The sequence below is a fragment of the Geminocystis sp. NIES-3708 genome (assembly GCF_001548095.1).
In the GTDB taxonomy this organism is placed as follows: Bacteria; Cyanobacteriota; Cyanobacteriia; order Cyanobacteriales; family Cyanobacteriaceae; genus Geminocystis.
In genome coordinates this window covers 2,893,259-2,919,094 of the sequence record NZ_AP014815.1, presented here as the reverse complement: position 1 = coordinate 2,919,094, position 25,836 = coordinate 2,893,259, and the positions used below count along the sequence as shown (strand labels likewise).

The following is a 25,836-nucleotide window of genomic DNA, read 5'->3' as shown; positions in this document are numbered from 1 at the left end:
AACCTGATATTTTTTGAAACAAGGATATATTATCATGATTCCAATAAGCTGATTTTAGTATTCTTAAAGGAATTCATTATGATTACGGTTAAAAATGGGTCGCCTGAGATTCGAACTCAGGACCAATCAGTTAAAAGCCGAGTGCTCTACCGCTGAGCTAGCGACCCGTTGGTCAGTTGTTTGTTTTTTTCACAACGATAACCAGTATAACGCACAAAAAAAAAAGATGCAAGGGGAAAGGAAATATTTTGCGAAATTAAATTTATTAAAGATAAAATCCTCTCCTGAAAAAAATGCCGTCAATTTTTAGGAGAAGCTGAAGATTTAGCAATATGAGAGTTTAAGTCAATAATGACTTCGGGCATAATATTTTGACCAAAGACAGATCCTGTACTATGATGTTCATAAATTTCCGATGTAGGTAAATTTTCAACATTATCCTGAATTTGTGGATCTTCATTGGGTAATAATGTAATTAAGAACAAAGGTAATAAGCTAGACAAATTAGTTATTAACAGCAATAGCCAAAGATTTTCAAAATTAGTTTCTGTTACCCCTAACCAATGAGTAAGTAACGCACCTAATTCGTTGGAAATTAATCCTGCTAAATTCCAAATTGACATTAATAAGGCAAAAAAACTAGCTTCGATGCCTTCTGGGCAAAGACGTGCTGATAATACTAATACAGGCATAAAAGCGATTTGTCCCATAACGGTTAAAATCAGACTATCTCCTAAGCTAAACCAATGATCATCGATACCTAAAACACGATTAAAATGGGTTACTAATATTAGACTTGTCATGCCTAAAAGAGAGGATAAAACAACACTCCAACCCAACATCATTCGGAAAGAGATTTGTTTTAGCCATGTTTGATAACAAAATATGCCTATTAGTGCAGCTAAACTTGTAATTAATCTTATTCTACCTAAAAATTCAGGAGTGAATCCTAATTCGTTTGTAGAGAAGAAAAAAAAGGCAGAATCGGCACTAGGAGTTGCTTGCCAAAGAGAAATAAAAATTACTGGAGCAAGAATAGATTTTTGGGTGATAGTTTGCCATAATTGCTTTACTTGTCCTTTGAATGGATTAGATATATTTTCTTTTTCTCTGGGTTTTTCAATGATTAATCCCGCTACACCTACTACTAATAAAGGAAAACAAGAGGTAATTAAAAATACGGTGTTGTTACTAAATTGTTGTAGCAATGCACCACTAAAATAGGCAGTAATTAAGCCTCCAAGAGCTGAAGCTCCCCATGTTACTGATTGTAAAGAACCTGACTTAACTAAAGATTCATTTTTTGCCCTTTCTACTACTACTGAGTCAACGATAACGTCACTCATTGCGACGGAAAGAGAAGTAAATAGAATAGCAATAGTCGCACTCCACGCATTATTAACAATCGTACCTAAACTTAACCATGCCATTGTACCTAAAATGCCCGAAAGAAATAAATAACTACGACGACGATAACCGAAAAGAGGTTTACCGTCACTTAAAAAACCAATAATTGGCTTAGTAATCCAAGGAATTGCGGCTACTCCCATCAAAGCAGAAACTTCGGCTGGAGAAAGCATCAATTCATCTTTCAAGAAAAAACTAACAGCAAGTCTAGCTAATCCTAAAATACCTTGTACAAAATACACCGTCAGAATAGCAAATAATTCTGGGGTGAGCTTATTGCCAAATAATAGTTTATCTTCGATGTATTGCCTAATTTTGGTGGTTTGATAAATATTAATAAACATTAATTATCTTAAAGTTTTATTACTTTACCTATATTAGCGTGAGTTCAATTTTCTGGTTTCACTAATGAAAACTCTGATTAAATCATTTAATTTTCAAATGGCTGTTTAATCCAATAATCTTTTGGGGTTATACTGTGATAATAGTCAGCTCGATATTGACTATGAGATTTTTGCCATATTACTGCTGTGTTTACTTCTACTCTCCATTTATTTTCTAGCTTTTTTTTTATTGTTGTCATGGTAATTCCCGTATCTAATAAGTCATCAACTAATAAAACTCTATCTTTGGGGGGGTTAATATAGGATAATTTTCCCGCTAAAAATTTCTGTTGTTGATTATCTTTTGAGTAACTTTGGGTAACTATAACTGATAGGGGTAATTCTAATTTTCGAGAGATATAGTCTCCTAAATAAAATCCGCCCCTAACAATAGCAATTATCTGGGAATAAGATTTGTTGCTGTTAACAATCATGGTAGTGACTATTTCACAATATTCTCTAAATTCTTCCCATGTAAATATTAATTCTTTTTTATTTTTATTAATTTTTGTCATAATTTTAAAAATATATTTTATAGATAAATTAAAATTTTTATTAATAATCATTAAAACATTTTTATCATGAATAAAATACTTAAATCGAATCTTTAAATAATTATGGTGGATAGATAATAATGTAACATATTTGATGATTTTAATTTTTTGTTCATTCTATTATTTAAAAATATACCGAAATTTTCTATGAAAGTAATCGAAATATTTAAACATTTAGGTAACAAGAATAATAAACTTATTTTTATTAGTATTAGCTTATTATTTATTTATATATTTTTTATTATTGTTAGTAAAATTAATGTTAATATATTATGGTTTAAAGAAGTAAACTATTTTAATATTTTTTGGAAAATTTCTTTTACAAAATTATTATTATGGTTGTTAGCTTTTTCTACTTCTTTCTGTTTTTTATGGGTAAATTTCATAATGGCAGAAAAACAAAAAAAGCAACAAGAAGGTTTTAATTCTTCTGATGTTAAATTTTATTCTCAATCTCCTCCTTTAAATTTAAAATTTTTATCACTTATCATATTTAGTTTTTCTCTTTTAATAAGTATTAGTCTTGTTTATTACACAAAAATTTTACAAAGCATTAATTACTATAGTTTAGAATTACCCAATTTAAAACCCCTTGTTCTCAAACCGTTTCAGTTAAGTATATTTCAGGAAATAGTAAATAATTTTAAGGAAGAGGGATGGCAAATTATTTTAATTATATTATTTATTATTTTATTGATTTTGAGAACTAATTTATGGTTAAAAATTGTTGGTATTTATTATAGTATTTTATTTGGATTTATTCTTTCCAGTTATTGGGGAAGATGTTTAAGATATTTTCATAGTATCCCTTTCAATAAAGAAGATCCTCTTTTTCATCATGATTTAAGTTTTTATGTTTTTAAAATACCTTTTTTACAAGTAATAAATTTTTGGCTACAGGGTTTATTTCTTTATAGTATTGTTGCTGTTACTTTAATTTATTTATTAGCTAATAATAGTCTTTCTGATGGAAATTTTAAGGGTTTTTCTCGTTATCAATTAAGACATTTATATGGTTTAAGTAGTTTTTTAATGTTGGCTTTATCCATGAGTCATTGGTTAAATCGTTATCTATTTTTATTATCTCCTGAAGGGGTGGTTTATGGAGCTGGATATGCGGATATTCATATTAATTTACCAAGAGAAACGATTACTTCAATCTATACTTTATTAATGGCAATTTGGTTATTTACTAAATCTTTTACAGGAGGAATTGATAAAAATAGATATAAACTAAAAAATAATAATAAAACTTTTATTTCTGTTTCTACTATTCCATTTATTTTATATTTTAGTTTATATTCTTTTGGTCTTTTATTAGGCATTTTAGTACAAAATATGATTGTACTTCCTAATGAATTAGCTTTAGAAAAACCATATATTTTGCGTAATATTGAACAAACAAGAAATGCTTTTAATTTAGAAAAAATCGATGTACAAACCTTTAATCCTGAAGGTAATTTAACAGCAAAAGATATTGAAAATAATTTTTTAACTATTAATAATATTCGCCTTTGGGATACCCTCCCTATTCTACAAGCTAATCGTCAATTACAACAAATTCGTCCTTACTATGTATTTAAAGATGCTGATATTGATCGCTATAATATTCAAACGACTATCGATTCTGGCAAAAATATAACTATCAATAAGCAGGTAATTTTAGCGGGAAGAGAGTTAGATTCTCAATTATTACCATCTCAGGCACAAACTTGGGTAAATCAACATTTAGTTTATACTCATGGTTATGGTTTCACGATGTCTCCTGTTAACCGAGTCGATGACGGTGGCTTACCTTACTATTTTATCAAAGATATTGGCACACCAGAAGATCCAGGAGCTTTAAATACTTCATCCGAAGGAGTTAGAAACAGTATTCCCATTTATCGACCTCGTATTTACTACGGTCAAGCTACAAATAATTATGTTATGACTAATACTAAGGTACCTGAATTTGATTTTCCCAGTGGCGAAGAAAATGTTTATCATACCTATGATGGTAAAGGGGGTATTTATCTTAATTCTTTTGGGCGTAAATTATTGTTTTCTGTTTATTTAAAAGATTGGCGAATGTTGCTTACAAATAACTTTACTGATAAAACTCGTGTTTTATTTCGCCGTAATCTAGGAGAAAGATTGAAAGCGATCGCTCCATTTTTATACTACGATAGAGATCCTTACCTAGTAATCGCTAAGGGAAATAATCAAGACTCTAATCACCTTTATTGGCTTATAGATGGTTATACTATATCAGATCATTATCCTTATTCTGATGCAGGAGATAACAAATTTAACTATATTCGCAACTCTGTTAAAGTTTTAATCAATGCTGAAGATGGTGATGTTACTTATTATATTAGCGACGAGAAAGATCCTATCATACAATCATGGGCAAAAATTTTTCCAGAATTGTTTCAACCTTTAAAATCTATGCCTTTGGATATTAAACAACACATTCGCTATCCCATTGATTTATTTAACACTCAATCAGAAAGACTTTTAACTTATCACGTTACTGATCCTCAAGTATTATATAACAGAGAAGATCAATGGCAAGTACCTGAAGAAGTTTATGGAAATGAAATACTTTCTATGCAACCTTATTATTTAATCATGAAGTTGCCTATTGCCGATAAAGAAGAATTTATTTTATTACATCCTTATACCCCTATCTCTCGCCCTAATTTAATCGCATGGTTAGCCGCAAGATCTGATGAAGAAAACTATGGTAAATTGTTATTGTATCAGTTTCCAAAACAAAGATTAGTTTATGGTCCTGATCAAATACAAGCTTTAATTAATCAAGATCCTATCATTTCTAGTCAAATTTCTTTATGGGATCGTCAAGGTTCAAAAGCAATACAAGGACATTTGTTAGTTATACCCATAGAAGAATCTCTATTATATGTAGAACCAGTATATATAGAAGCTGATAAAAATAGTGTTCCTACTTTAGCAAGGGTAATTGTAGTTTATGAGAATAAAATTGTTATGGCAAATACCTTAAAAAAAGCCTTAGATAATATTTTTGGAGATGGTGAAATTGATGAATCGGCGATTATTCGCATTTTACAAAATTCATCAATTAATTAAGAGGTTTTTAAAAAGTATGTTGCTAAGGAGAGGAGTTAAAAGAAATACTTATCAATAAAGATGTCAATTTTATAAAAAATAAATACAAAAAAACATTATAAAGATAATTAATCATTAATTTTTTAAAATATATAATGAGAAATCAATTAACTTTACTCATTCCTTATCGCCGAAGAGAATTGGCTTTTAACTCTTTTTATAATTGGCTAAAGTGGACGAAAAAACAGAATAATTATTTTTCATCCATGGAAATAATTTTAATAGAAAATGATTTGAGTCCAACACTAACCATCAAACAACAAGCCTTAGATTTAAAGATAAAGTATTATTTTATTGAAGGTGATGGAATTTTTCATAAAACTTATTTATTAAATTCTGCCTTAAAATTAGTCGAAACAAAGTATCTTATGGCTTATGATATTGATTTAATTCCCTACAAAAATTCTTTATTTAAACATTGGCAATTAACAGCAAAAAGTAATGATTTTTTAGTGACAGGTTATCGACTAATGTTAGAAGAATCTTATCTATATAAATTTGATTTATTAGAAGATAATATTAAAGGAGCAAAAATTGCTCCAGAAGATCAACCTACAGCTTTAAAAAAACATTTAATTAGTTTTGAAAAAATGGGAGTTTTACCAATCTTTGAAACTGAAAAAATTATCAAAATTGGAGGTTGGGATGAAAATTTTATAGGTTGGGGTGGAGAAGATCAAGATTTAATTCAACGTTATTGCTTTGCTGATAATTTGAGTATTTGTAAAGTTCCCGAATTATTATATTTACATTTAGCTCATGATTATCAATTAGATTGGTATTCTTCTGAAATTATTACTCAAAATAGAAATTATTATTATCAAAAATATTATCATGAATCAGATTAAATTAGAGGTATTAATTCCCGTAAAAGGAAGAAATACTCTAAGTCAAACTATCACATCTCTTGTTAATATTGAACTGATTGATTTAATCACTATTATTACAGGTGATGATTTAATAGACTTAGAAGACAAACTACTAAATAATAAAAAGATTAGAAAACTTAATATAAAAGATAATAATAATTTTCAAAAAAGTTATTATCTAAACATAGGAATACAAGAAAGTTTAGGCAAAATAATTTTAGTTTCTGATGCTGACATTATCTGGAATTCAAACACTATTAAAGAATTATATAATATTGTTAATAGTAACAATAATAATATTGCTCATATTGCTGATGTTCAAGAAAGTCAAGCTGAAAATTATGCTATTAAACGTCTCAGATTTATGCCAATTATTAATAAAATTAAATCTAAATATTTTTCCATAAAAATCATTCCTGATCAATTATATTCACAACGTCCGGGGTGTGGTTTAATTTGTATTCATCGTCAAAGTTTATTAAATTTAGGAGGTTATAATGAGCGTTTACGAGGATGGGGATGGGAAGATCAAGATTTGTTAATTCGAGCACAAATATTAGATTATAAAATTGTCAAAATCTCTCAAGTAATTCATCTCAGTCATGAAGATAATTTACGCAATCAATCAGGACAAAATCCTATTAATACTCGCAATCAAAACATTCTTACTTCCTGTGAGATGCTTTCTCAAGGAATAATTAAAGGTAGTTTAAATGATTTTATTACTGATTCATCTTTGACAATTAATATTGAAATTCCAACATTTATAAATAATTGTAAGGAAATATAATCAAATTTTCTCGAAAATAAATTTTAGCTTTATAATAAGTAAATGAATGTGCAATATTGGGTATAATAATTATGAATCTTAAAATAAAATATTTAATTTTAATAAGTCTTTCTTTACTAATAACTCAACAAGTAAAAGCTCTCCAAAATTCATCAAATAAGAATAATCAAAATCTGAATCCTGACACTAATTTAATTAGTTATAAATGTGCCAAAGAATTTAAAGGAAAAGACGGTTATTCTGTTTATTCTGATTTGGTTAACTCTCAAAAATTTTATCAAATAAGAACTGAAAGTGGTCCGTTAAGAATTAGATCTACTCCAGGAGGAGATATAGTAGGAGAAATACCTAGTGGATGGCAGGTTTATGTAGCCAAATTTGATAAAACGAAAAGATGGGCTTATATTCGAGACGTAAATTCCCCTTATTATGATACCTTCTTCGGGTTTGGTTCAGCACCTAATTTTCGCTCTGATGGTTGGGTAAATGTTGACTATCTTGTTTATTTAGGGGAATTTTGTACGAAGCCAAATAGATTAGCATTATTGCCTTCAGATTTACCTATTTCATTGAATAATGATGATTTATTCGATACCATATATCATAGTTTAGAAGCAGAAATATTAGCTAAATTTAATCAAAATTAGTAGATTAAAATACATAAAAAATATCTTTTAGTTATGGATATAAATGATAAACTTTACACAATTAAGAAAATTGCTAATAAAGGGAAGTAATCTTCCAGCTTATAATGAAAAATTTAAAAAAATAGGATTAAATAAATCATTTTTGGCTAATCTTAGTGATGGGGATTTATTATCATATTTTACAAGAATTGATCCTATTAATAAAGAAGAATTAAGACAATTTCCAGAAAATTTTTTAGCTCAAGTTGATGATATTGTTTATCGGGGTGTTACCAGTGGTACAACATCAGAAGCATTTATTTATTTTCGAGATTCCCAATGGAATCAACAAAGAAAAATAGGATTAAAAAATTTCTTAAATTGGTGGAATATTGATGATAATCTGCCCATTATGAATATCAATAGTCGTTTATTTCCGTTACGAGAAAATGATTATTCACTCATAGGAATTATTGATAATTTTTTTTGGCAATCATTAAAAATTTCTACAGAAAAACCTGTTATACTTCGTGGTTTTCCTAGTCGATTATGTGAAGTAGCTATATTTGCAAATAAAAATATTAAAATTTCATCTATTAAAGCTATTATTTGTACGGGAGAACACTTATTTCCTCATCAAAAAAAACTTTTAGAAGATACATTTTCTGCCCCCATTATTAATGAATATGGAAGTCAAGAGTGTGGTGTTTATGGATTTTCTTGTCCTCTATGTAGTAATATTCACATAGATGAAAAGAGATGTTTTGTGGAAGTTAAAAATAAAGTTTTAATAGTAACGGATTTATATAGTGATATAATGCCTTTAATTCGTTATAAAAACGGTGATTTAGCAGAAATTGAGAGCGATAATTTTTGTCCGAATGGTAGCATTAATCTTAAATTTTTAGGTAGAATCGAAGAAGAAATAATATCTATCAAAAATTATCCTATTATTCCAGAGATTAGTTATTATAGAACTTTTTTTAGCACTAACAAAAATCAAAAAATAATAGGTTATTTGACTACAAAAGTCAACGAGAAAGATAATATGGAATCAATAATTAAAATAAAATTAACTGATATTTTAGATCAAAAAGATGTTATCAAATATCAAAAATTTTCATATCCTGAAGATTTTTATCAGGCAAATATTATTAACTCAGAATCATTATTGTCAGAAACTATTAAATTAAATTACCATGAAAATTATTTAGAACAGTTATCAGAAATTTTAAAGAGTCGTCGTTGGATATTTTATAGTTTACCACGTAATTTATATCAATTAGTTAATAATAATTATATAGCAAAAAATATAGATAGTTCAAAGCAACTCAGGCAAGATAAACTATTTCTATTTTTGAATGTATTGATGAATAATCATAAGGCTGATTTTGAAGAACAAACAATTAAAATATTTTCAGAATATCAAAATAAACAAAAACTATATTTAATTTATTTAGATTTATTAATTATTGCCTTATTTTTAGAACAAAAAGAATTATGGATTCACTTAAAAAATATTAAGATAAAAGAACAAATTATCCTCGATTCTTTAAGTTATCGTTTACTATTAACAAGTATTTCTCAAGCTATTAGTAGTGCTAGAACTAAAAAAGAATCTCTTTTAATCACCAAATTAACTCCTCTATTACCATTATTTATATCTGATTTAGATTTTTGTCAAATAAATAATCTCAATTGTTTACCAAGTATCTTAGTACATTGGTCTATTTTATTAGGTTGTTTAACTGATGACACAATAATAAATTCTGCATTTTTTCGTCGTCCATTGGTATTAGAAAAAAGAGAAATAAAAATTAAAAATAAAAACAATATTAATAATAAATCAAATCATTTGTCTGAACTTAGCTTGGAAGAATTAAAAGAATTAGGTATTGAGATGGTACTATTTAACTTAAAAATAAACCCTAGTATTTTTTTAGATAGAATTCAATTGAAATTAAGTAAAAATAAGTCTCAAGAAATTAGCAAAAAATTAGGTTTTATTCCGTTTATGCGTTATTTAGCTAAAAGTTTTTTAGTGAGAGGAGATAGAAAAAAAGCCTATTATTGTTTATTAATGTCTCAAGATATTTCCCTTATGCAAGATGATTTTGAATCTATAAGTAAAGTATATAATTTTAAACAAAAAATAATGTAATCTACTAATTTCAAATAATATTTATGAATTTTGTCGTTTATTTATGTAAGAATATTAGCAACCAAAAAAATTCATCTAAAAATAAATTTATTGTTCAAAAAAAATATAGTATTAATAATTTACAAGATTTATTAAATATTCCTCATAATAATTGGATTTTATCTCAAGATCATAATAAAATGATTAACCTTGAATTAATTAATATTCAAGATAATTTTATCTGGTTAATTGATAAGCCATATTATCCTTTATTAACAGCACAAGAGTTAGATATGAGTAAGATTAAATGGATTGCTAAAGCTGAATTTATAAAAAAATACTTTAAAAATAGACTCAACTTATTATCTAAACCTTTCCAACTTTTAAAAACACTAATTGAAGAAAATATATTAACTGAAATTAAATTAATTAATCCACCACAAAAAAATCTAATTAAAAATAATAATGTCACTTTTCCTCAAACAATTCTCGCGATTATCCCTCATTTAAACTGCAATCAATGGCTAAACTTTTGTTTACTAAGTTTAGTAAATCAAACTATACCGTTAACTAACATCGTAGTAGTTGATGACAACTCAAAGGAAAGTCCCGAAATAATTTGTAAAAATTACCCTCAAGTTACTTTACTTAAAACTTCAGAATCTGTTGGACCATATCAAATAATTCAATCGGTAATTAAACAAACTAACTATGATGTTTATTTATTCCAAGATGCCGATGACTGGTCAACTTCAAACAGATTAGAAACTGTGTTAACATTAATGAATGAGACTAATGCAGATTTAGTAGGTACACAAGAATATAGAGTAGATGAAATCAATCAAATTACTATACCTGTAACTTATCCTCTTGACGTTAATCTGGCATTAAAAGAAAAACCTGGTCATGGATTACTACATCCGACTTCTTTGATAAGACGTTCTGCTATTCTCAAGTTAAATGGTTTTGCCAATGGATTATTATTTGGGGGAGATACAGAATTTTTATTAAGAGCACATTTTCATCTTAAAATTCTTAATTCTCCCGAATTTTGTTATTTTCGCCGTAAAAGAGTTGATTCTTTAACTACTTCTCCTATCACGGGTTTAGATAGTGTGAGAAGAAAAGATTTACTCCAAAAACTGAAACAAATTGCTCAGAGTAATTATGATAGAATTCAGCATGGAAAAAAACCCTTAATGACTCCTTTTCTAACTCAAAAAATTATCAAACTTAGATACATTACTGGTATTAATCTTAAATATATATAACTATTTAACTAAATTGATAAATGATTTAATTTTAACTAAAAAATTAATTGATTCAACTAAAAGTAGGACATGATTAACATCTTTCTAATCGTGCTAATAAAAAAATAATATCATCAATAGTATTTCTTAAAATAACTGAATTTTCTGTTGATTGATTAACGATGATAGTAAAAACCAAATCATCGAATTTATCGATTGTTAAATACCCAGATAACGCAGAAACACCACTTAAAGTACCTGTTTTTCCTGATAATTTATTAGTTATATTTGTATTTTGATAGCGGTTTTTTAATGTACCATTGACTCCAGCAAGACTTAAAGAATTACGAAAAGTATCTTTATATTCACTATTATTTATTAATTTTAATAAAGTAACTAAGCCTTCGGGAGTAATTAAATTATGACGAGATAAACCTGAGCCATCTTTGAGTTGATAACTGTCAGATGATATTCCGAAATTATTCATAATTTGAGTTAAAGATTCAAATTCATTTAAGGATTCATATTTTAAATATTTTAGTAAAACTTCCGCAAATAAGTTATTACTATCTTGATTAGTAATTTTGATTAATTCAGCCAAAATAGGAGATTTTATTTCTAAGAATAATTTTTCACTATTTTCTGGTAAATGATTTTTTTCAGTAACAATTTGAGTAGTATTTACTTTTATACCATTATTACTTAAAATTTCTACCAATGAATCTTGAAAATAATTTGCAGGTTTAGGAATAGCTAATCTCCAAATATTATCTTGTTTATTTATGGCTAAATTTCCTGTTAACTCTAAACTCGATTTAGCAAATAAAGGACTTATCACTACATTAGATTCTGTATTTTTTTCTCTAGTATAAACATTATTTTCTATATCCCATTGTTTTCCAGCTAAGGAATCTGACCATGTTATAGATGGTTTTTCATTGATATTATTATGATTTAACGTTAAATTAACAGTATTATTTTCGAGAATTAAACTATTAACAGGTACGGCAAAATAAAAATAAGTATCTTCAAATTCCCAAGTATAATTAGTGCTTGGAGATGATAAATAACCATCAATTAAAGTTAATTTATTAATTTCTTTAATCCCTGTTTCTTTTAATTTTTTAGCTATAATATCTAACTGTTTTTTACTAAAAGTAGGATCTCCTTTTCCCTCGATAATTAAATTACTTAAATTAGGAGATTCTTGTTGAAGATAAATGGGAGTTTTTATGGTGAAATCTGAGCCTAATTTTAATAAACTAGCCGCAGTTATTAATAATTTAGTATTAGAAGCAGGAATAAAATATTTATTATTATTTAACTGATATAATACTTGATTATTATTAACACTTTCAATAGATATACCCCAATTTTCTTTTTTGCGTGAAGGCTGATTAAGAATAAGATTTATTTGATTATTAAGATTACTAGCACAGACTTTTTTTTCGTTATTTTTAAAAGATTCTTGTGCTATTATGGGGAAAGAGATAGATATAAAAATAGAACTTAATAAAATCAATAAATAACGTTGGTTAATCATGATGAGAAAATTATTATTAATTATCAATTATTTATTGTACTTTTAAGCCATAACTTTTGAAAATATTTATCACTTGATTCATTAATTGAGGAGAAGGTGGTTGAGTATCCTTGAGTTGATAATCATAGCCTAATTGTTCCCATTTATACTCTCCCATTTTATGAAAAGGTAAAATTTCTACTTTTTCGATATTTTTAAAAGGTGCAATAAACTGAGCTAATCCACGAACATTATTTTCAGGATCTGTTAAATTAGGAACTAAGACAAATCTTATCCATGTAGGTTTATTTATTTGTGCTAAATAACGAGCAAAAATTAAAGTTGGTTCGAGAGAAACACTGGTTAATTTATGATAAATATTAGGATCAAAAGATTTAATATCTAATAAGACTAAATCTGTATATTCTAAGATTGGTTTTGCTATATTTAAGTTAACATAACCAGAAGTATCTAAAGTTGTATGAATATTAATTTTTTTACAATTTTGAAATATAGCTTTAACAAAATCTGGCTGCATTAGAGGTTCACCACCAGTTATAGTTACACCACCACCAGAGGACTCAAAATACGCTCTATACTTGTCAATTTCAGTAATTAATTCATCTACTGTAACTATTTTTCCGTCTTCAAAATGCCGACAGTCAGGATTATGGCAATATAAACATCTTAAGGGGCATCCCTGAGTAAAAATAACAAAACGAATACCAGGTCCATCAACCGTGCCACAGCTTTCTACGGAATGAATTATTCCAGTTTGTGAACTATTATTAATACTTAGTGTGTTTGTCATAAGATGATATATACTTAAACTGTTATAAAAAAATTATTCCTAATTCATTTTATGTCACAATTAATTAAGAATATTCAAAAAAACTTTGGTGAAGATATTAAAAATAAGATTAATTTATTAGATAAACATTAACTGTATTGATATTATAAAAGTTATTCTTCCTCGATAAATTTCTCATCTTTATCTATTGTAAAATTAAAATCATTATTAATTATTATCTATGTTCAACGAAACTTTTTATTTATTAAGATCTAGACAAGATGGTAAATATTTAGTCGCAAATATTGGTAACTCTGATGAAGAAAAAAAATCTTATTTATTTGTTTTTAAAGAAAATTTTGATGCTTTAGGCTATATCAATCATCATAGTCCAGAATATAAAGATTTATTTAGTGTAGAATCTGTTTCTTTTCCTCAATTAAAACTATTATTATCAAGATGGGGATTTTCAGGAATAGGTATAGTAGAAGATATACTTATTCCTAGTATTAAATTTTGCACCATAGATAATTAGACAAAAAGATATTTAACTTAACTTAAATTTTACTAAGTCTTGAATTTTTTTCCCATCAGCTTTTCCTTTTAATTCTTTCATCGCAACTCTCATAACTTTTCCTAAGTCTTTGGCTGTTTTCGCTTCTAATTTAGTAATAATATTCGTAATAATACTGTCTAATTCTTCATCAGAAATTTGTGCAGGAAGATAAGTTTCAATAATTTCTAATTCTGCTTTTTCCTTATCGGCTAAATCCGCTCTATTTGCTTGAAGATATTGTTCGATAGAATCTCGTCTTTGTTTTGCTTGTTGTACTAAAATTTCAATTTCATCTTCCGTTGTTAAAATATCTTTACCTTTTCCTCGTAATTCTACTTCTTTTTCCAATAAAACTTTTTTAATACTTCTAACGGTTTCTAAGCGAATTTTATCTTTGGCTTTCATCGCCGACTTTATATCTTCTCCAATTTGATCTTTTAAACTCATGATTTTGATTTTTATTGTAATTGATTAATATACTTTTATTATAACAAATTTAGTGAATAAATAAAATTACAAATTATAAATATTGTTCAATAATTTTGATTAAATTTTGATTAAATTTCTTTTTATTTATATACTCATTAACACCATAAATCTTAGCTGTTAAATAGTTTAGATGATTATATTTATTAACTAAAAAAATGATAGGGATATTTTTTTTATTTTCTATATTTTTTAAAATTTTACATAATTGATATTTCTCATTATGATCAATATCTGAGTCTAAAATAATTAAATCTACTGAAGATGTTAAAATATTATTTAATCCTTGTCTAAAACTATCAGTAGTGAAGAGGTTATATTTTTTCAAATGTAATATTTTTTCTGTTTTAAAAGCCCAATTTTTATCTTGAGTTAAACAAAATATATTAAAAGTTTTTGGTGATGAATATTGACTAATAGAAGATAATAAAAAAGGAGTAATAATTTTTATCCATCCCATTTCAACATAAGGATAAATAAATTGACCAATAGTAGCTAAATCTTGGTGTAAATAACGAGATAATTGTAAAAATGAAGTTTTACCATCTATTTTTGCACATAAAGTCTGATAAAGATGATCACTAACTAATAGTTTTAATTGAGGATTATTAGTAATAAAAGGGCATTCTTGAGGAGATCTTATGTAAGGATTTAGCTGTTGCCAATTTTGAGCATAATTTGCAATTTTCGGGATAAGAAAATCAACGTTAAATCTAATTATTAATGGTTCTAAATTAATATTTTCTTGCCAACTAAAATATCCTTTTCGTAAAAAAAATACATTAAATAAAACTTCTTCAATAATGTTTTTGATAAGATTTTTTTGTTGATTTATAGAGATAATTTTTTTTTCACTTAATAGTAAAATAGCTTCATATTCAGCAATAGTATTAACATCAATTAACGACTCTTCAATAGATTGAATTTCCTGATTTAATTGGTAATAAGTTAAATATTCTTGAAGACGTTGTAAATCGAAAGATTGCTGATCTGCGGCAAAAATAATCTCTCCACGCTCAAAAAAAATAAAATAAAATAATTTTTTCATTAAAAAATTAGATTCAGTTTCAACAAAAAAAACTCCCGTTTTTTGCTGTGTACTAATAAAATAAAAAAGAGAGTTAACATCTATTTCTTGTAAATCACCATACATATAATATTCTGTTCAGTTATCATAAGAATTTATGTGTAGATTCCGAAATTATAAAATTTTAGTTATCATCAATTTTAAATTTTATCAGTATAAAATAAAAAAGAATCTACAATAATTTAAGATTACCGAATCAAAAAACAAGAATCAAGACAATTGAGATCAAAATTAACCATTTTCCAATAATTGGTTTGATAAATCTTTAATCCAATTAAAATCATTGCCTAATAAGAAATAATCAACTTATCTTACTATTCGCTATTTTTCAAACTAACAAAAAAATTTTAATATGTTTCGGATTCTATTTGATTAATAGGAATAAAATTTTCCCAAGGTAATAAAATAGGACGTTTAGTAAATAATAATTGACCTCTATGAGTTTTGCGATCAATCGCTACTCCGATGGGGGGTTTTGCTAATTTAACATGAAAATGACAGTAAGTTTGATAGATTGCCCTAGCCGACTTAAGTATATTAGGATCTAGTAAGTCAGGAACACCTTTAGTGATTTTAGTGGTATTACCATTACTGATGATGGGGATCATTTTTTCCTCCTCTGAAATTTAACAAAGTTGATAATTACTGACTAACTATTATATTAATCAAACATCCATTATCTGAGAAAAGAAAAATATTAATCCGATAAATTGTCAATTTTATCTCAAAAAAGGAAAAATAATCCTAGATAAATAGCAGAGACAATCAATTGTACTCCCATCATGGGTAATCCGTATTTAAGAAAAGTCTTAAAGGAGATTTCTCTCCCATGTTGCTCTGCAATTCCCGCCGCTACAATATTAGAAGATGCACCAACTAAAGTTCCATTACCTCCTAAAGTTGCACCAAACATCATGGCATAAAATAAAGGTAATACTTCTGGGGGGAATTGCCCAGCAAAATCTGGATTTAGTACTTCTGAACCTGTTAAGCCTACATTAACTAAATATTCTTTTAATAAGGGTACCATTGCTACTACAAGAGGAATATTTGCGACAACACTAGAAAGCAAACCAACCACAAACATTAAAACTATTGAACCAACAAAAATATTTTGTCCTAAAACAAAGGCTAATAACCCTGATAAACTTTTTATAACTCCTGTTTTTTCCAAACTACCAATTAAAACAAAAATAGACATGAAGAAAATTAAAGTACTCCAATCTACATCTTTCAAGATATTATGAACCGTATCAATTTTACTGTGATGTGCTAATAATAAAGCCAGAGCCGCACCCATTAAAGCCACTGCGGCGGGAGATACAGGTACGGTTAGAGAATCGCCAAAAATGAAAAAGAAAAGGACAAAAACCATGATTAAAGCCCCTAAAGCTAACATTCTCGGGTGATTCACTTTAGGATGAGGTAAGTCTTCTAAATGAGTAAATTTCGTATTCCAAATATCACGAAATAAAATCGGTGTCATGACAGCAACGGTGATAACAGCAATCAAGCCACCAATACTTAACCGTTGAAGATAGTCAAGAAAACTCATGTTAATAGCATCTCCCACAATAAAAGTAGCAGGATCTCCCACTAAAGTGATTAATCCAGCACTATTTGCTACAAAAACCATCAAAATAAGCAAAGGTACAAAATTAACACCTATTTCTTCTGCAAGAGGAGGAATTAAGGGAGCTAATAGCATTACGGTGGTAGCATTGGGCAAAAATGCACAAATGGGAGTAGTAATACCAATAATACCTAATAACAAGACGTTACCTCTACCTTTAGCAATTAGTACCATTTTAGTAGCTAAATATTCAAAGATTTTAGTAGGCTCAAATGCTCTAACTAAAACCATTACACCAAAAAATAAGACCAAAGTTGCATGACTTTTACTGATGTATCCAATGGCTTCTGTGAGTGTAAGGGTATGGGTAAAAATAAGTATCAGTGCACCTAATAAAGCGGCAACTGTTAAATGTATTTTATCTGCTGTAATTAGTGCTATTACTGTAACAAATACTGATGCGGAAATGATAGTAGAAATATTTTCCATAATATAAATATTTTTCTTAGAAATGATAAAAAACTCAAACGATAGATGTTTTTAGTTCTATATATTTAGATATATAAAATTAATTTACTAACGGATAAAAATACACTCATCAAGTTAGTAAATATTTTAAAAAAACTAAATTATTCAATTAGTGAAAAAATATTTTTAGTGATAATTCATCAGATAATTAAACCCCAAATTCAAAAAGGATGATCAATGAAGAGTATGGTCAAAATAGGAATACCTAATGAATTCGAGACATGAAAAACGCTCATTCTTTAGTCTCCTCTCAATGCCTACGAGGTTAGCTGACGGGCTAGAACTGAGAGATGTTCTTTTCTACAATAAAAGTAGAAATAAGCCCCGTTAATGGTTCCCCCGTTTCCAGCGATTTAATTTATTTAGATCAATGAAACTAGGCTGATTAACTCTGTGTAAATCTTTTCTATTATAGCTTGACTATCAAAAATTCGCTGTATTGCTCAACACAAATTGATTAAGATTGTAAAACGTCTAATAAAATTTTACCGATTTCTTGACATCCTACAGGTTTACATCCTTCGGACATAATATCTCCTGTGCGATAACCCAAATCAAGGACTTTTAATACTGCTGATTCGATTTTACTTGCTGGGATAGGCTCATTTAATCCGTAACGTAACATCATCGCTGCACTTAAAACCTGAGCTAAAGGATTAGCTTTATCTTGCCCTGCAATATCAGGTGCTGAACCGTGTACAGGCTCAAATAATCCTGGGCGATCGCTACCTAAACTAGCAGAAGGTAACATACCAATACTACCTGTTAACATAGCCGCCGCATCAGAAAGAATATCACCAAATAAGTTACCAGTAACAATGGTATCGAATTGCTTAGGATTGCGCACTAATTGCATAGCGGCATTATCAACGTACATATGAGTTAACTCTACATCGGGATAATCTGCGGAAATTGCAATTACACGATCACGCCACAATTGAGACACATCTAATACGTTTGCTTTGTCTACAGAACATAACCGCTTTTGACGTTTTTGAGCAGTCTCAAAGGCAACTCTAGCAATGCGATCAATTTCTGATTCACTATAAACCATAGTATTTATGCCTCGTTTTTCTCCTGTTTCCGAGGTAAAAATGCCTTTAGGTTTACCAAAATAAATACCTCCTGTTAATTCTCGTACTACCATAATATCAACTCCTTCCACTACTTCTCGTTTCAGGCTAGAAGCATCAATTAATTGAGGTAAAATAGTAGCAGGACGTAAATTGGCGAATAAACCTAAAGCCGCACGAATACCTAATAATCCTGTTTCTGGGCGTTGCTCACGGGGTAAATTATCCCACTTATAACCTCCAATAGCCGCTAATAAAACAGAATCGCTTTTTTTACATATTTCAATAGTTTCTGGGGGTAAAGGATTACCTGTAGCATCAATAGCCGCACCACCAATTAAAGCCTCTTGAAATTGAAATTCTATATTACATTGTTTAGCTACTACTTTTAAAACTTCAACGGTGACAGCCATAATTTCTGGACCGATACCATCACCCGGCAATAAAGTAATAGAATATTTATTAGTCATTATTAATATCTGTATATATATTTTGAACAACCTTTCATCATATCAGAACTAGGCAATAGCCAATGAGCAATGGGTAATTAACAATTAATAATGGTTTTAGGCAAAAAAGCTAGAAGATTCTTTATAGTCAGAATGAAAATTCTATCATTTTACAAACGTCCTAACATTACTTAGTAGGACTATACGATTATATAATCTTGGTAGGAAAAGAATATCTAAAGTCATTGACAAATAACTTCGCAAATTGCTAAGATTAAGAAATTGTTAACCAACCATAAAGTAAAGGAAAACAGATGATACCAGTTAACCTTATATTGAAAATAACTTGCGTATGCACATTATCAGTAAAACCGCCTTGAGAGAATTTTGGGAGAAAAATCCTAATGCTGAAACAGGCTTAAAATTTTGGCATAAAATTACTAACCAAAGTCGATGGAAACATTTAGATGATGTTCGTCAAACTTTCTCTCATGCTGATCCCGTTGGGCAATTAACTGTTTTCAATATTAGTGGAACTAATTATCGACTTATTACCAAAATCGATTTTTCGAGAGCAAAAGTATATATTAGGGCTGTTTTGACTCATTCAGAATATAATAAAAGTCACTGGAAAAAAGACTCTTGGTTTTTCAAGTAAAAGTCTAATTTAGATAGATACTTAAGTTATATCTAAAAAATATTTTTTAATCATTTTGTTTTCCTTTACATAACAATTAACGATAATTTGAGCAATTCAATTTTTATCGAACTTTTAAACTACTAAGATATATGATAACAACTGAGAAATATCTTCAACTCCTTTACGAATTCCCTCCTCGCCCGGTTGTCACTGATGCTGATTTTCAAGCCACTCAATCAGTGATTAATCAATTACTTGATAAACCATTACTTACTCCAGAAGAAGAAGATTATCTAGATGTCTTAGGTACATTAGTGTATAACTATGAACAACAACGAGAGGAGCTTATTCCTGATATTTATGGGGTAGAGTTATTAAAAGTGCTTATGGAAGAACATAATTTAAAACAAAAAGATCTAATTTGTATCTTTAAAACTGAATCGATCATTTCTGATATTTTAAGGGAAAAACGTCAACTTACTAATCGCCATATCCAAGAATTAGCAGAGTTTTTTCATGTTTCTCCGTCGGTATTTTTTCCCTTAAAATCATCTAATAATTTAGTCTCTGTTTAGAAACAAAAATGTAAGTGTTGGGTATTAAGTATTAGGTTGTATTTTAAAATATTAAATATAAACTATAAAAAACTATGTACGGGCGAACGACTGTTCGCAACTATCACAGAAAATCTACCTTTATGACAACTTTTGTTGTTACCCCGTCAGTTATCATCACCTAATCCACCCTACTATTTTGAGGACAAATAATTGTTAATTATTCAGTCTTCTTTGCTAATTTTTATATGAATGCTATCACTTTAGATTTTAATACCATTTTTCCTTACAAATTAGATGATTTTCAACAAGAAGCGATGGCTTACTTAGATGAAAATAAATCTGTAGTTGTAACTGCACCTACAGGATCTGGTAAAACTTTAATAGGTGAATATGCTATTTATCGCGCTTTAAATGAGGGAAAAAGAGTTTTTTATACCACTCCATTAAAAGCCCTTTCTAACCAAAAATTTCGTGATTTTCAAGAAAAATTTGGTCAAACTTTACTGCCTGAAACTAGTATTTATGCAGAAATTGGTTTAATTACTGGGGATGTCTTAATCAATCCTTCTGCACCTGTTATTGTCATGACCACAGAAATTTTTCGTAATATGCTTTATAGCACTCCCATCGGTGAAGTGGGGACTTCCGTGCGAGATGTGCAAACAGTAGTTTTAGATGAATGCCATTATATCAGTGATCCCGGACGTGGTACAGTGTGGGAAGAATCAATTATTTATTGTCCTCCTCATATTCAATTAGTGGCATTATCAGCAACTATCGGTAATCCTCAGGAATTATGTCGTTGGATTAATAATGTTCGTCAAGCAAATTTTCAGCAGGGTAAAATTAGCGAATGTAAATTAGTTAATTCTGATTTTCGTCCTGTACCATTAAAGTTTTATTTTAGTCATAATAAAGGTCTATTTGCACTTTTTAACGAAAAAAATCATAAACTAAATCCACAATTAAAAAGTGTTTTAGCCACTAATCAAAGAGGAAAATTTAATCAAAAAGATTGTCCTACCATTAAAACTATTGTCCAACAATTAAGCAATAATAATATGCTTCCGGCTATCTATATAATTTTTAGTCGTAGGGGTTGTGATCAAGCAGTAGAATCTTTAAGTTATTTTAATTTAGTTAATGTAGAAGAAAGTAGAAAAATTTTACTTTATTTACTTTATTTTTTAATGATAGAAAATTTAGAATTACAGGAAAAAATAGTAATATTTGCGAAAAAAGAACATGAAATTGCTTATGAAAAGATTTTAGCTTTTATTGCTAACTATGAACAAGCAGGAGAAGAATTAGTAGATTATTTAATTGATAAACCCTTATTTAAAGAACGTTTATTAAGATTTTTAGCTGATAATAGTGAATTAGTTAGAAGTAGTCAAATTGAACCATTAACAAGAGGAATTGCCGCCCATCATGCTGGAATTTTACCCGCTTGGAAAGAATTAGTTGAGCGATTATTTGAGTTAGGTTTAGTAAAAATTGTTTTTGCAACGGCTACCCTTGCCGCAGGGATTAATATGCCTGCACGTACTACTGTTATTTCTGCGTTGAAAAAAAGAAGTGATGATGGACACCGTTTACTTACTCCCTCTGAATTTATGCAAATTGCGGGAAGAGCAGGGCGTAGAGGTATGGATAAGGTAGGCTACGTTGTCACTGTGCAAACACCCTATGAAGGGGCTTTAATTGCTTCTAAACTAGCTAAATCACCCCCTGAGCCTCTCCGTAGTCAATTTACTCCTAGTTATGGTATGGTTTTAAACTTATTACAAAAACATAACATAGATGAGGTTAAGCAGTTATTAGAGTTAAGTTTTGCAGAATATTTAGCACAATTACAACTTTCACCCCAAGAGGAAGCAATCGCTGATTATACTACAGAGTTAACAAGACTAGATATTATGTTAGCTGGATTTAACAGTAAAGATTTAGCTAGTTATGAAAAATTAAAAGAAAGGCGCAAACAAGAAAAGAAAGTTCTTAAATTATTCTATCGAAATTGGATACAACAAAGACAACGGGCAATTATGCCTTATTTAGAGAATTTATCGCCTGGTAGTATTCTTAATTTAAGTCGAGAAAATAAGAAAAATCCCTATAGTATTCAAGGGGTTTTTGTGGCACATATTCCTAACGGAAATCAAAAATTTTTATTATGTTTAGGAAAAGATAATAACTGGTATATTGCTTCTTTTAGTGATGTTATTGATATTAATAGTGGTAGAATTCCGACTACTTCAATTGAACAATTATATACTCCTGATGGACAAGACTTTAAAATTGGTTTATGGTGTCATGGGGATGAAAATACATTATCGGTGAGTAAAATTATTAGTCAGAATGAACAAGAATACGCTCAACCAACGGAGGAAATTATCCAACAACAACAAAGAATTTTAGAGGTAGAAGAAGCTATCATCAATAATCCTTTAGATAAAGTTGAAAAAATCTCTCAAATTCTCAAAAATAACCGTAAAAGACAGATATTAAAACAAGAATTAAGCAAAATTCAAACTCAATATCAAAGATATAAATCAAGTAGCTCATATTATTGGCAAGAATTTATAGCATTAATCGAGATTTTAAGAGAATTTGGTGCATTAGAAGGCTTTACCCCGACTTTATTAGGAGAGGCAGCCTCTGTTATTCGAGGAGAAAATGAATTATGGTTAGGATTAGCATTGATGTCTCATCGTCTTGATTTCCTTTCTCCTCATCACCTTGCGGCGGTTATTACTGCATTGATTACTGAACCTGCACGATTTGACACATGGGTAGGTTTTCAACCATCATTAGAAGTCTTAGACGCTTTAGGATTGCAAAAAATAGAAGATATGAACTATAATCCTGAACAGGAATTATGGGAAATTCGTCGCAAATTATACCAAGTTCAAAACCGTCACGATATAAGTATTCCTGTATGGTTAGAACGAGATATGATTGGTTTATCCGAGGCATGGTGTTTAGAGGTAACGTGGGAAGAAATTTCCAAAAATACCACTATGGATGAAGGTGATATTGTTCGTGTGTTACGTCGCACAGTTGATGTGTTAGTGCAAATTCCTCAAGTTTCGGGTATATCAGGTAATCTAATAAAAACTGCCAAAGAGGCGGCATTAAAAATGAAACGTTTTCCGATATAGTAATTAGGACGTGATGAAAATAAACTCTGTTTGACAAAACAAAAATGGTGGAGACGAGACAGGTGGACAAGTTAATAAGTAAAATGGTATAAAAATTCCCAATATTTGATGGACTTTTGAGAGAATTTTATTCATTCGTAAAAAATATAATCTCTCTGTCTGCTTGTTTTCCAAGTCACTTATCACCGATAGCAATTTTAAGGACAGTTTAAGATTAATCTGTTCAAATTCGATTATTAATAGCTAAATATAAATCCTGAGCAATATTAGAAGTTACAAGATGATCGATCGCTCCACCAAATTTAGCAATTTCTTTGACAACACTGCTACTAATAAAACTAAGTTCAGTATTTGTTGCTAAAAAAATTGTTTCAATTTTATATTCTAAAGTTTTATTTATATGTGCCATTTGCAACTCTTGCTCAAAATCTGACATTACTCTTAAACCTCTTAATAATACTCCAGCCTGTTTCATTTTGGCGTATTCTACGGTTAAACCAGAAAAACTATCTACTTCTATATTTTTAATATTTTGAGTACATTCTTGGATTTGTTGTACTCTTTTTTCCACCGTGAAAAATGGTTGTTTTTGTGGATTTTTTAATACTGCTACGATGACTTTCTCAAATAAAATACTACTGCGGTTAATCAAATCGAGATGTCCAAGAGTGATAGGATCAAAACTACCGGGATAAATTGCAATCATAAATGAAAAGTGAATAATAAATAGTTAATAATAAATAATGGATAGTTAATAATTGTTAATTGTTAATTGTTACAATGCTATAGTTTTATAAAAAATTTTGCTATTTTTATTTCCCTTATGATTAACAACTCCTTATTAATAGCTCTTGCCATCGCCTTATTCTCGATAATATGGGTAGAATTAGTTAGAGACTATTATCATTATTTAGCACATATTTGGACACCCTTATCACGTTTACATTCATGGCATCATCGAGTATTTAAACCAGACTTATCCGTCAACACCGTTGAAATTTATCGTCAAGCTCACTGGTATAATGATGTACCAGAATCCTTAGTGATGTTAGTGTTTAGTATTGGTTTTGCCTTGTTAATTATTTCCCAAGAATTAATTTCTCCAAGCTATCAATGGTTGGCATGGTTGGGTTCATTCTATACTTTAACATTTACTGGAAGTGCCATCGCCAGAGGTTTGGGTGTGCCTTACGCTGACGAAATTACTGATGCTACCCATCGTCAAGGAGATTTTACGAGTATTCCAGCTCATTGGTTCGTAAATCGTACTTATCATTGGCGACACCATTTTGACGATCAAAATGCCTATTTTTGCGGTACTTTAACTATAGTTGATCGTATCATGGGTACAGCATTATCTTTAAAAGGAAAAAAAATCGCTGTCACAGGGGCAAATGGTACATTGGGACAAGAATTAGTCAAACAACTATACTTGAAAGGGGCAAAAGTTACTGCCTTAACATCGCAAAATCAGGAATTATTAATTAACGTCAAAAATGAACAAATCCCCATTAAAACGATTACATGGAAAATTGGGGAAGAATCAAATTTAAGTCAAATGTTAGAAAAGATTGATATATTAATTCTCAATCATGGTATTAATGTTTATGGAGAAAAAACAGAAAAAGCCATTGAAAAATCTTATGAAATTAACAGTTTTTCTAGTTGGCGATTAATGGAATTATTCCTGAAAACTGTGCGCAATAATCAAGATAAAGCCAGAAAAGAAATTTGGGTAAACACATCCGAAGCAGAAGTTAATCCTGCTTTTAGTCCTCTTTATGAAATGAGTAAACGTACACTAGGTGAATTAGTCACCATGAAACGAGTTAATTCTCCGATTATCATTCGCAAATTGATTTTAGGTCCTTTTAAGAGTAATCTTAATCCTATTGGTGTTATGTCGGCTGACTGGGTTGCAAAACAAATTGTTAACTTAGTAGTAAGAGATTTCCGAGATATTATTGTGACAATAAATCCTTTAACTTATATTGTTTTTCCTCTCAAAGAGTTATTTACAGCAACTTATTTTAAACTCTTTACCAAATAGAAAATGATGCCAAGGCTGTAAATATATAAAAAAGACTCATATTACACATGATCAAGATAAAAGTAAAGGTTTTAGATATTAGATAAAAGCTATACAGTTGAGAAATTATCAGCAATATTTAGAAGTTAGGCAAAACAAATATTCTTATAAGGTTTAAAAACTATAGGTGGCGGTTTGTTGATAATGCTTAATTAACATTTAGTGTCTATGGGT

At 28.9% G+C, this 25,836-nt stretch carries 21 protein-coding genes, 1 tRNA gene and 1 riboswitch; of the genes, 11 read left to right on the top strand and 11 right to left on the bottom strand.

Annotated features, from left to right (window positions below; all coding sequences use genetic code 11):
- Nucleotides 1–95: 95 nt before the first annotated feature.
- From GM3708_RS12845 to GM3708_RS12835, 3 genes are all read right to left on the bottom strand, one after another.
- Nucleotides 96–167: transfer RNA gene (locus tag GM3708_RS12845), tRNA-Lys, on the bottom strand.
- Between the two features lie 132 nt (nucleotides 168–299).
- Nucleotides 300–1,751, bottom strand: coding sequence for a folate/biopterin family MFS transporter (locus GM3708_RS12840; protein WP_066347679.1), 1,452 nt, complete (start codon nucleotides 1,749–1,751; stop codon nucleotides 300–302).
- Nucleotides 1,752–1,837: 86 nt separating this feature from the next.
- The gene (locus tag GM3708_RS12835; protein WP_066349459.1) at nucleotides 1,838–2,305 is read right to left on the bottom strand and encodes a phosphoribosyltransferase; all 468 of its coding nucleotides are present in this window, start codon (nucleotides 2,303–2,305) and stop codon (nucleotides 1,838–1,840) included.
- A 186-nt stretch (nucleotides 2,306–2,491) separates the two neighbouring features.
- Here GM3708_RS12835 and GM3708_RS12830 point away from each other — a divergent pair, with 186 nt between their 5' ends.
- The 6 genes from GM3708_RS12830 (at nucleotide 2,492) to GM3708_RS12805 (ending at nucleotide 11,172) form a co-directional block, all read left to right on the top strand.
- Nucleotides 2,492–5,437 carry a UPF0182 family protein gene (locus GM3708_RS12830; protein ID WP_066347676.1) on the top strand — a complete coding sequence of 982 codons (2,946 nt, stop codon included), beginning with the start codon at nucleotides 2,492–2,494 and terminating at the stop codon, nucleotides 5,435–5,437.
- 134 nt (nucleotides 5,438–5,571) lie between these two features.
- Nucleotides 5,572–6,324, top strand: a complete 753-nt coding sequence (locus GM3708_RS12825; RefSeq protein ID WP_066347673.1) for a galactosyltransferase-related protein — start codon at nucleotides 5,572–5,574, stop codon at nucleotides 6,322–6,324.
- Nucleotides 6,311–7,135, top strand: a complete 825-nt coding sequence (locus GM3708_RS12820) for a glycosyltransferase (protein ID WP_066347670.1) — start codon at nucleotides 6,311–6,313, stop codon at nucleotides 7,133–7,135. Before GM3708_RS12825 ends, GM3708_RS12820 begins: the two co-directional genes overlap by 14 nt.
- Before the next feature lie 71 nt (nucleotides 7,136–7,206).
- Nucleotides 7,207–7,782 carry a hypothetical protein gene (locus GM3708_RS12815; RefSeq protein WP_066347668.1) on the top strand — a complete coding sequence of 192 codons (576 nt, stop codon included), beginning with the start codon at nucleotides 7,207–7,209 and terminating at the stop codon, nucleotides 7,780–7,782.
- Nucleotides 7,783–7,825: 43 nt separating this feature from the next.
- A complete protein-coding gene (locus tag GM3708_RS12810; protein WP_066347666.1) occupies nucleotides 7,826–9,922 on the top strand; it encodes a hypothetical protein in 2,097 nt (698 codons plus the stop codon).
- Between the two features lie 23 nt (nucleotides 9,923–9,945).
- A complete protein-coding gene (locus GM3708_RS12805) occupies nucleotides 9,946–11,172 on the top strand; it encodes a glycosyltransferase family 2 protein (RefSeq protein ID WP_066347664.1) in 1,227 nt (408 codons plus the stop codon).
- 73 nt (nucleotides 11,173–11,245) lie between these two features.
- Here the strand turns inward: GM3708_RS12805 and dacB are convergent, their stop codons facing one another.
- Together dacB and pflA are read right to left on the bottom strand one after the other, a co-directional pair.
- Nucleotides 11,246–12,694 (bottom strand): D-alanyl-D-alanine carboxypeptidase/D-alanyl-D-alanine-endopeptidase, encoded by a 1,449-nt coding sequence (dacB, locus tag GM3708_RS12800; protein ID WP_066347662.1) that lies wholly within the window; start codon nucleotides 12,692–12,694, stop codon nucleotides 11,246–11,248.
- A gap of 31 nt (nucleotides 12,695–12,725) precedes the next feature.
- Entirely contained in the window at nucleotides 12,726–13,484 is a 759-nt protein-coding gene (gene pflA / locus GM3708_RS12795) for a pyruvate formate-lyase-activating protein (RefSeq protein WP_066347653.1), read from the bottom strand.
- A 220-nt stretch (nucleotides 13,485–13,704) separates the two neighbouring features.
- Here pflA and GM3708_RS12790 point away from each other — a divergent pair, with 220 nt between their 5' ends.
- Nucleotides 13,705–13,998, top strand: a complete 294-nt coding sequence (locus tag GM3708_RS12790) for a hypothetical protein (protein WP_066347651.1) — start codon at nucleotides 13,705–13,707, stop codon at nucleotides 13,996–13,998.
- 12 nt (nucleotides 13,999–14,010) lie between these two features.
- Here the strand turns inward: GM3708_RS12790 and GM3708_RS12785 are convergent, their stop codons facing one another.
- The 5 genes from GM3708_RS12785 to leuB all read right to left on the bottom strand — a co-directional run bounded on the left by GM3708_RS12785 (nucleotide 14,011) and on the right by leuB (nucleotide 19,236).
- A complete protein-coding gene (locus GM3708_RS12785) occupies nucleotides 14,011–14,466 on the bottom strand; it encodes a GatB/YqeY domain-containing protein (RefSeq protein WP_066347648.1) in 456 nt (151 codons plus the stop codon).
- 73 nt (nucleotides 14,467–14,539) lie between these two features.
- Complete coding sequence (locus GM3708_RS12780; RefSeq protein WP_066347647.1) at nucleotides 14,540–15,658, bottom strand: response regulator; 1,119 nt, start codon at nucleotides 15,656–15,658, stop codon at nucleotides 14,540–14,542.
- 281 nt (nucleotides 15,659–15,939) lie between these two features.
- On the bottom strand, nucleotides 15,940–16,200 hold the full coding sequence (locus GM3708_RS12775; RefSeq protein ID WP_066347643.1) for a hypothetical protein: 261 nt from the start codon (nucleotides 16,198–16,200) through the stop codon (nucleotides 15,940–15,942).
- A 116-nt stretch (nucleotides 16,201–16,316) separates the two neighbouring features.
- Nucleotides 16,317–17,654 carry an ArsB/NhaD family transporter gene (locus GM3708_RS12770; protein WP_066347640.1) on the bottom strand — a complete coding sequence of 446 codons (1,338 nt, stop codon included), beginning with the start codon at nucleotides 17,652–17,654 and terminating at the stop codon, nucleotides 16,317–16,319.
- Between the two features lie 278 nt (nucleotides 17,655–17,932).
- Nucleotides 17,933–18,086, bottom strand: a riboswitch (cyclic di-AMP (ydaO/yuaA leader).
- Between the two features lie 64 nt (nucleotides 18,087–18,150).
- The gene (leuB, locus tag GM3708_RS12765; RefSeq protein ID WP_066347637.1) at nucleotides 18,151–19,236 is read right to left on the bottom strand and encodes a 3-isopropylmalate dehydrogenase; all 1,086 of its coding nucleotides are present in this window, start codon (nucleotides 19,234–19,236) and stop codon (nucleotides 18,151–18,153) included.
- Nucleotides 19,237–19,567: 331 nt separating this feature from the next.
- Here leuB and GM3708_RS12760 point away from each other — a divergent pair, with 331 nt between their 5' ends.
- From GM3708_RS12760 to GM3708_RS12750, 3 genes are all read left to right on the top strand, one after another.
- Nucleotides 19,568–19,873, top strand: coding sequence for a type II toxin-antitoxin system HigB family toxin (locus tag GM3708_RS12760; RefSeq protein WP_066347634.1), 306 nt, complete (start codon nucleotides 19,568–19,570; stop codon nucleotides 19,871–19,873).
- A 131-nt stretch (nucleotides 19,874–20,004) separates the two neighbouring features.
- Complete coding sequence (locus GM3708_RS12755; RefSeq protein ID WP_066347632.1) at nucleotides 20,005–20,430, top strand: type II toxin-antitoxin system HigA family antitoxin; 426 nt, start codon at nucleotides 20,005–20,007, stop codon at nucleotides 20,428–20,430.
- Between the two features lie 227 nt (nucleotides 20,431–20,657).
- Nucleotides 20,658–23,573 carry an RNA helicase gene (locus GM3708_RS12750; protein ID WP_066347631.1) on the top strand — a complete coding sequence of 972 codons (2,916 nt, stop codon included), beginning with the start codon at nucleotides 20,658–20,660 and terminating at the stop codon, nucleotides 23,571–23,573.
- A 223-nt stretch (nucleotides 23,574–23,796) separates the two neighbouring features.
- Here GM3708_RS12750 and coaD read toward each other — a convergent pair whose 3' ends face one another.
- A complete protein-coding gene (gene coaD, locus GM3708_RS12745; RefSeq protein WP_066347629.1) occupies nucleotides 23,797–24,279 on the bottom strand; it encodes a pantetheine-phosphate adenylyltransferase in 483 nt (160 codons plus the stop codon).
- 117 nt (nucleotides 24,280–24,396) lie between these two features.
- Here coaD and GM3708_RS12740 point away from each other — a divergent pair, with 117 nt between their 5' ends.
- Entirely contained in the window at nucleotides 24,397–25,623 is a 1,227-nt protein-coding gene (locus GM3708_RS12740) for a bifunctional sterol desaturase/short chain dehydrogenase (RefSeq protein ID WP_066347627.1), read from the top strand.
- The last annotated feature ends 213 nt before the right edge of the window (nucleotides 25,624–25,836 follow it).

Coding starts and splice junctions, on each gene's coding strand:
- GM3708_RS12775 (WP_066347643.1), bottom strand. CDS start 16,200: ATGATCCCCATCATCAGTAATGGTAATACCACTAAAATCACTAAAGGT.
- coaD (WP_066347629.1), bottom strand. CDS start 24,279: ATGATTGCAATTTATCCCGGTAGTTTTGATCCTATCACTCTTGGACAT.
- GM3708_RS12790 (WP_066347651.1), top strand. CDS start 13,705: ATGTTCAACGAAACTTTTTATTTATTAAGATCTAGACAAGATGGTAAA.
- GM3708_RS12755 (WP_066347632.1), top strand. CDS start 20,005: ATGATAACAACTGAGAAATATCTTCAACTCCTTTACGAATTCCCTCCT.
- GM3708_RS12810 (WP_066347666.1), top strand. CDS start 7,826: ATGATAAACTTTACACAATTAAGAAAATTGCTAATAAAGGGAAGTAAT.
- GM3708_RS12840 (WP_066347679.1), bottom strand. CDS start 1,751: ATGTTTATTAATATTTATCAAACCACCAAAATTAGGCAATACATCGAA.
- GM3708_RS12835 (WP_066349459.1), bottom strand. CDS start 2,305: ATGACAAAAATTAATAAAAATAAAAAAGAATTAATATTTACATGGGAA.
- GM3708_RS12770 (WP_066347640.1), bottom strand. CDS start 17,654: ATGGAAAATATTTCTACTATCATTTCCGCATCAGTATTTGTTACAGTA.
- GM3708_RS12820 (WP_066347670.1), top strand. CDS start 6,311: ATGAATCAGATTAAATTAGAGGTATTAATTCCCGTAAAAGGAAGAAAT.
- GM3708_RS12825 (WP_066347673.1), top strand. CDS start 5,572: ATGAGAAATCAATTAACTTTACTCATTCCTTATCGCCGAAGAGAATTG.
- GM3708_RS12740 (WP_066347627.1), top strand. CDS start 24,397: ATGATTAACAACTCCTTATTAATAGCTCTTGCCATCGCCTTATTCTCG.
- pflA (WP_066347653.1), bottom strand. CDS start 13,484: ATGACAAACACACTAAGTATTAATAATAGTTCACAAACTGGAATAATT.
- leuB (WP_066347637.1), bottom strand. CDS start 19,236: ATGACTAATAAATATTCTATTACTTTATTGCCGGGTGATGGTATCGGT.
- dacB (WP_066347662.1), bottom strand. CDS start 12,694: ATGATTAACCAACGTTATTTATTGATTTTATTAAGTTCTATTTTTATA.
- GM3708_RS12750 (WP_066347631.1), top strand. CDS start 20,658: ATGAATGCTATCACTTTAGATTTTAATACCATTTTTCCTTACAAATTA.
- GM3708_RS12760 (WP_066347634.1), top strand. CDS start 19,568: ATGCACATTATCAGTAAAACCGCCTTGAGAGAATTTTGGGAGAAAAAT.
- GM3708_RS12815 (WP_066347668.1), top strand. CDS start 7,207: ATGAATCTTAAAATAAAATATTTAATTTTAATAAGTCTTTCTTTACTA.
- GM3708_RS12785 (WP_066347648.1), bottom strand. CDS start 14,466: ATGAGTTTAAAAGATCAAATTGGAGAAGATATAAAGTCGGCGATGAAA.
- GM3708_RS12805 (WP_066347664.1), top strand. CDS start 9,946: ATGAATTTTGTCGTTTATTTATGTAAGAATATTAGCAACCAAAAAAAT.
- GM3708_RS12830 (WP_066347676.1), top strand. CDS start 2,492: ATGAAAGTAATCGAAATATTTAAACATTTAGGTAACAAGAATAATAAA.
- GM3708_RS12780 (WP_066347647.1), bottom strand. CDS start 15,658: ATGTATGGTGATTTACAAGAAATAGATGTTAACTCTCTTTTTTATTTT.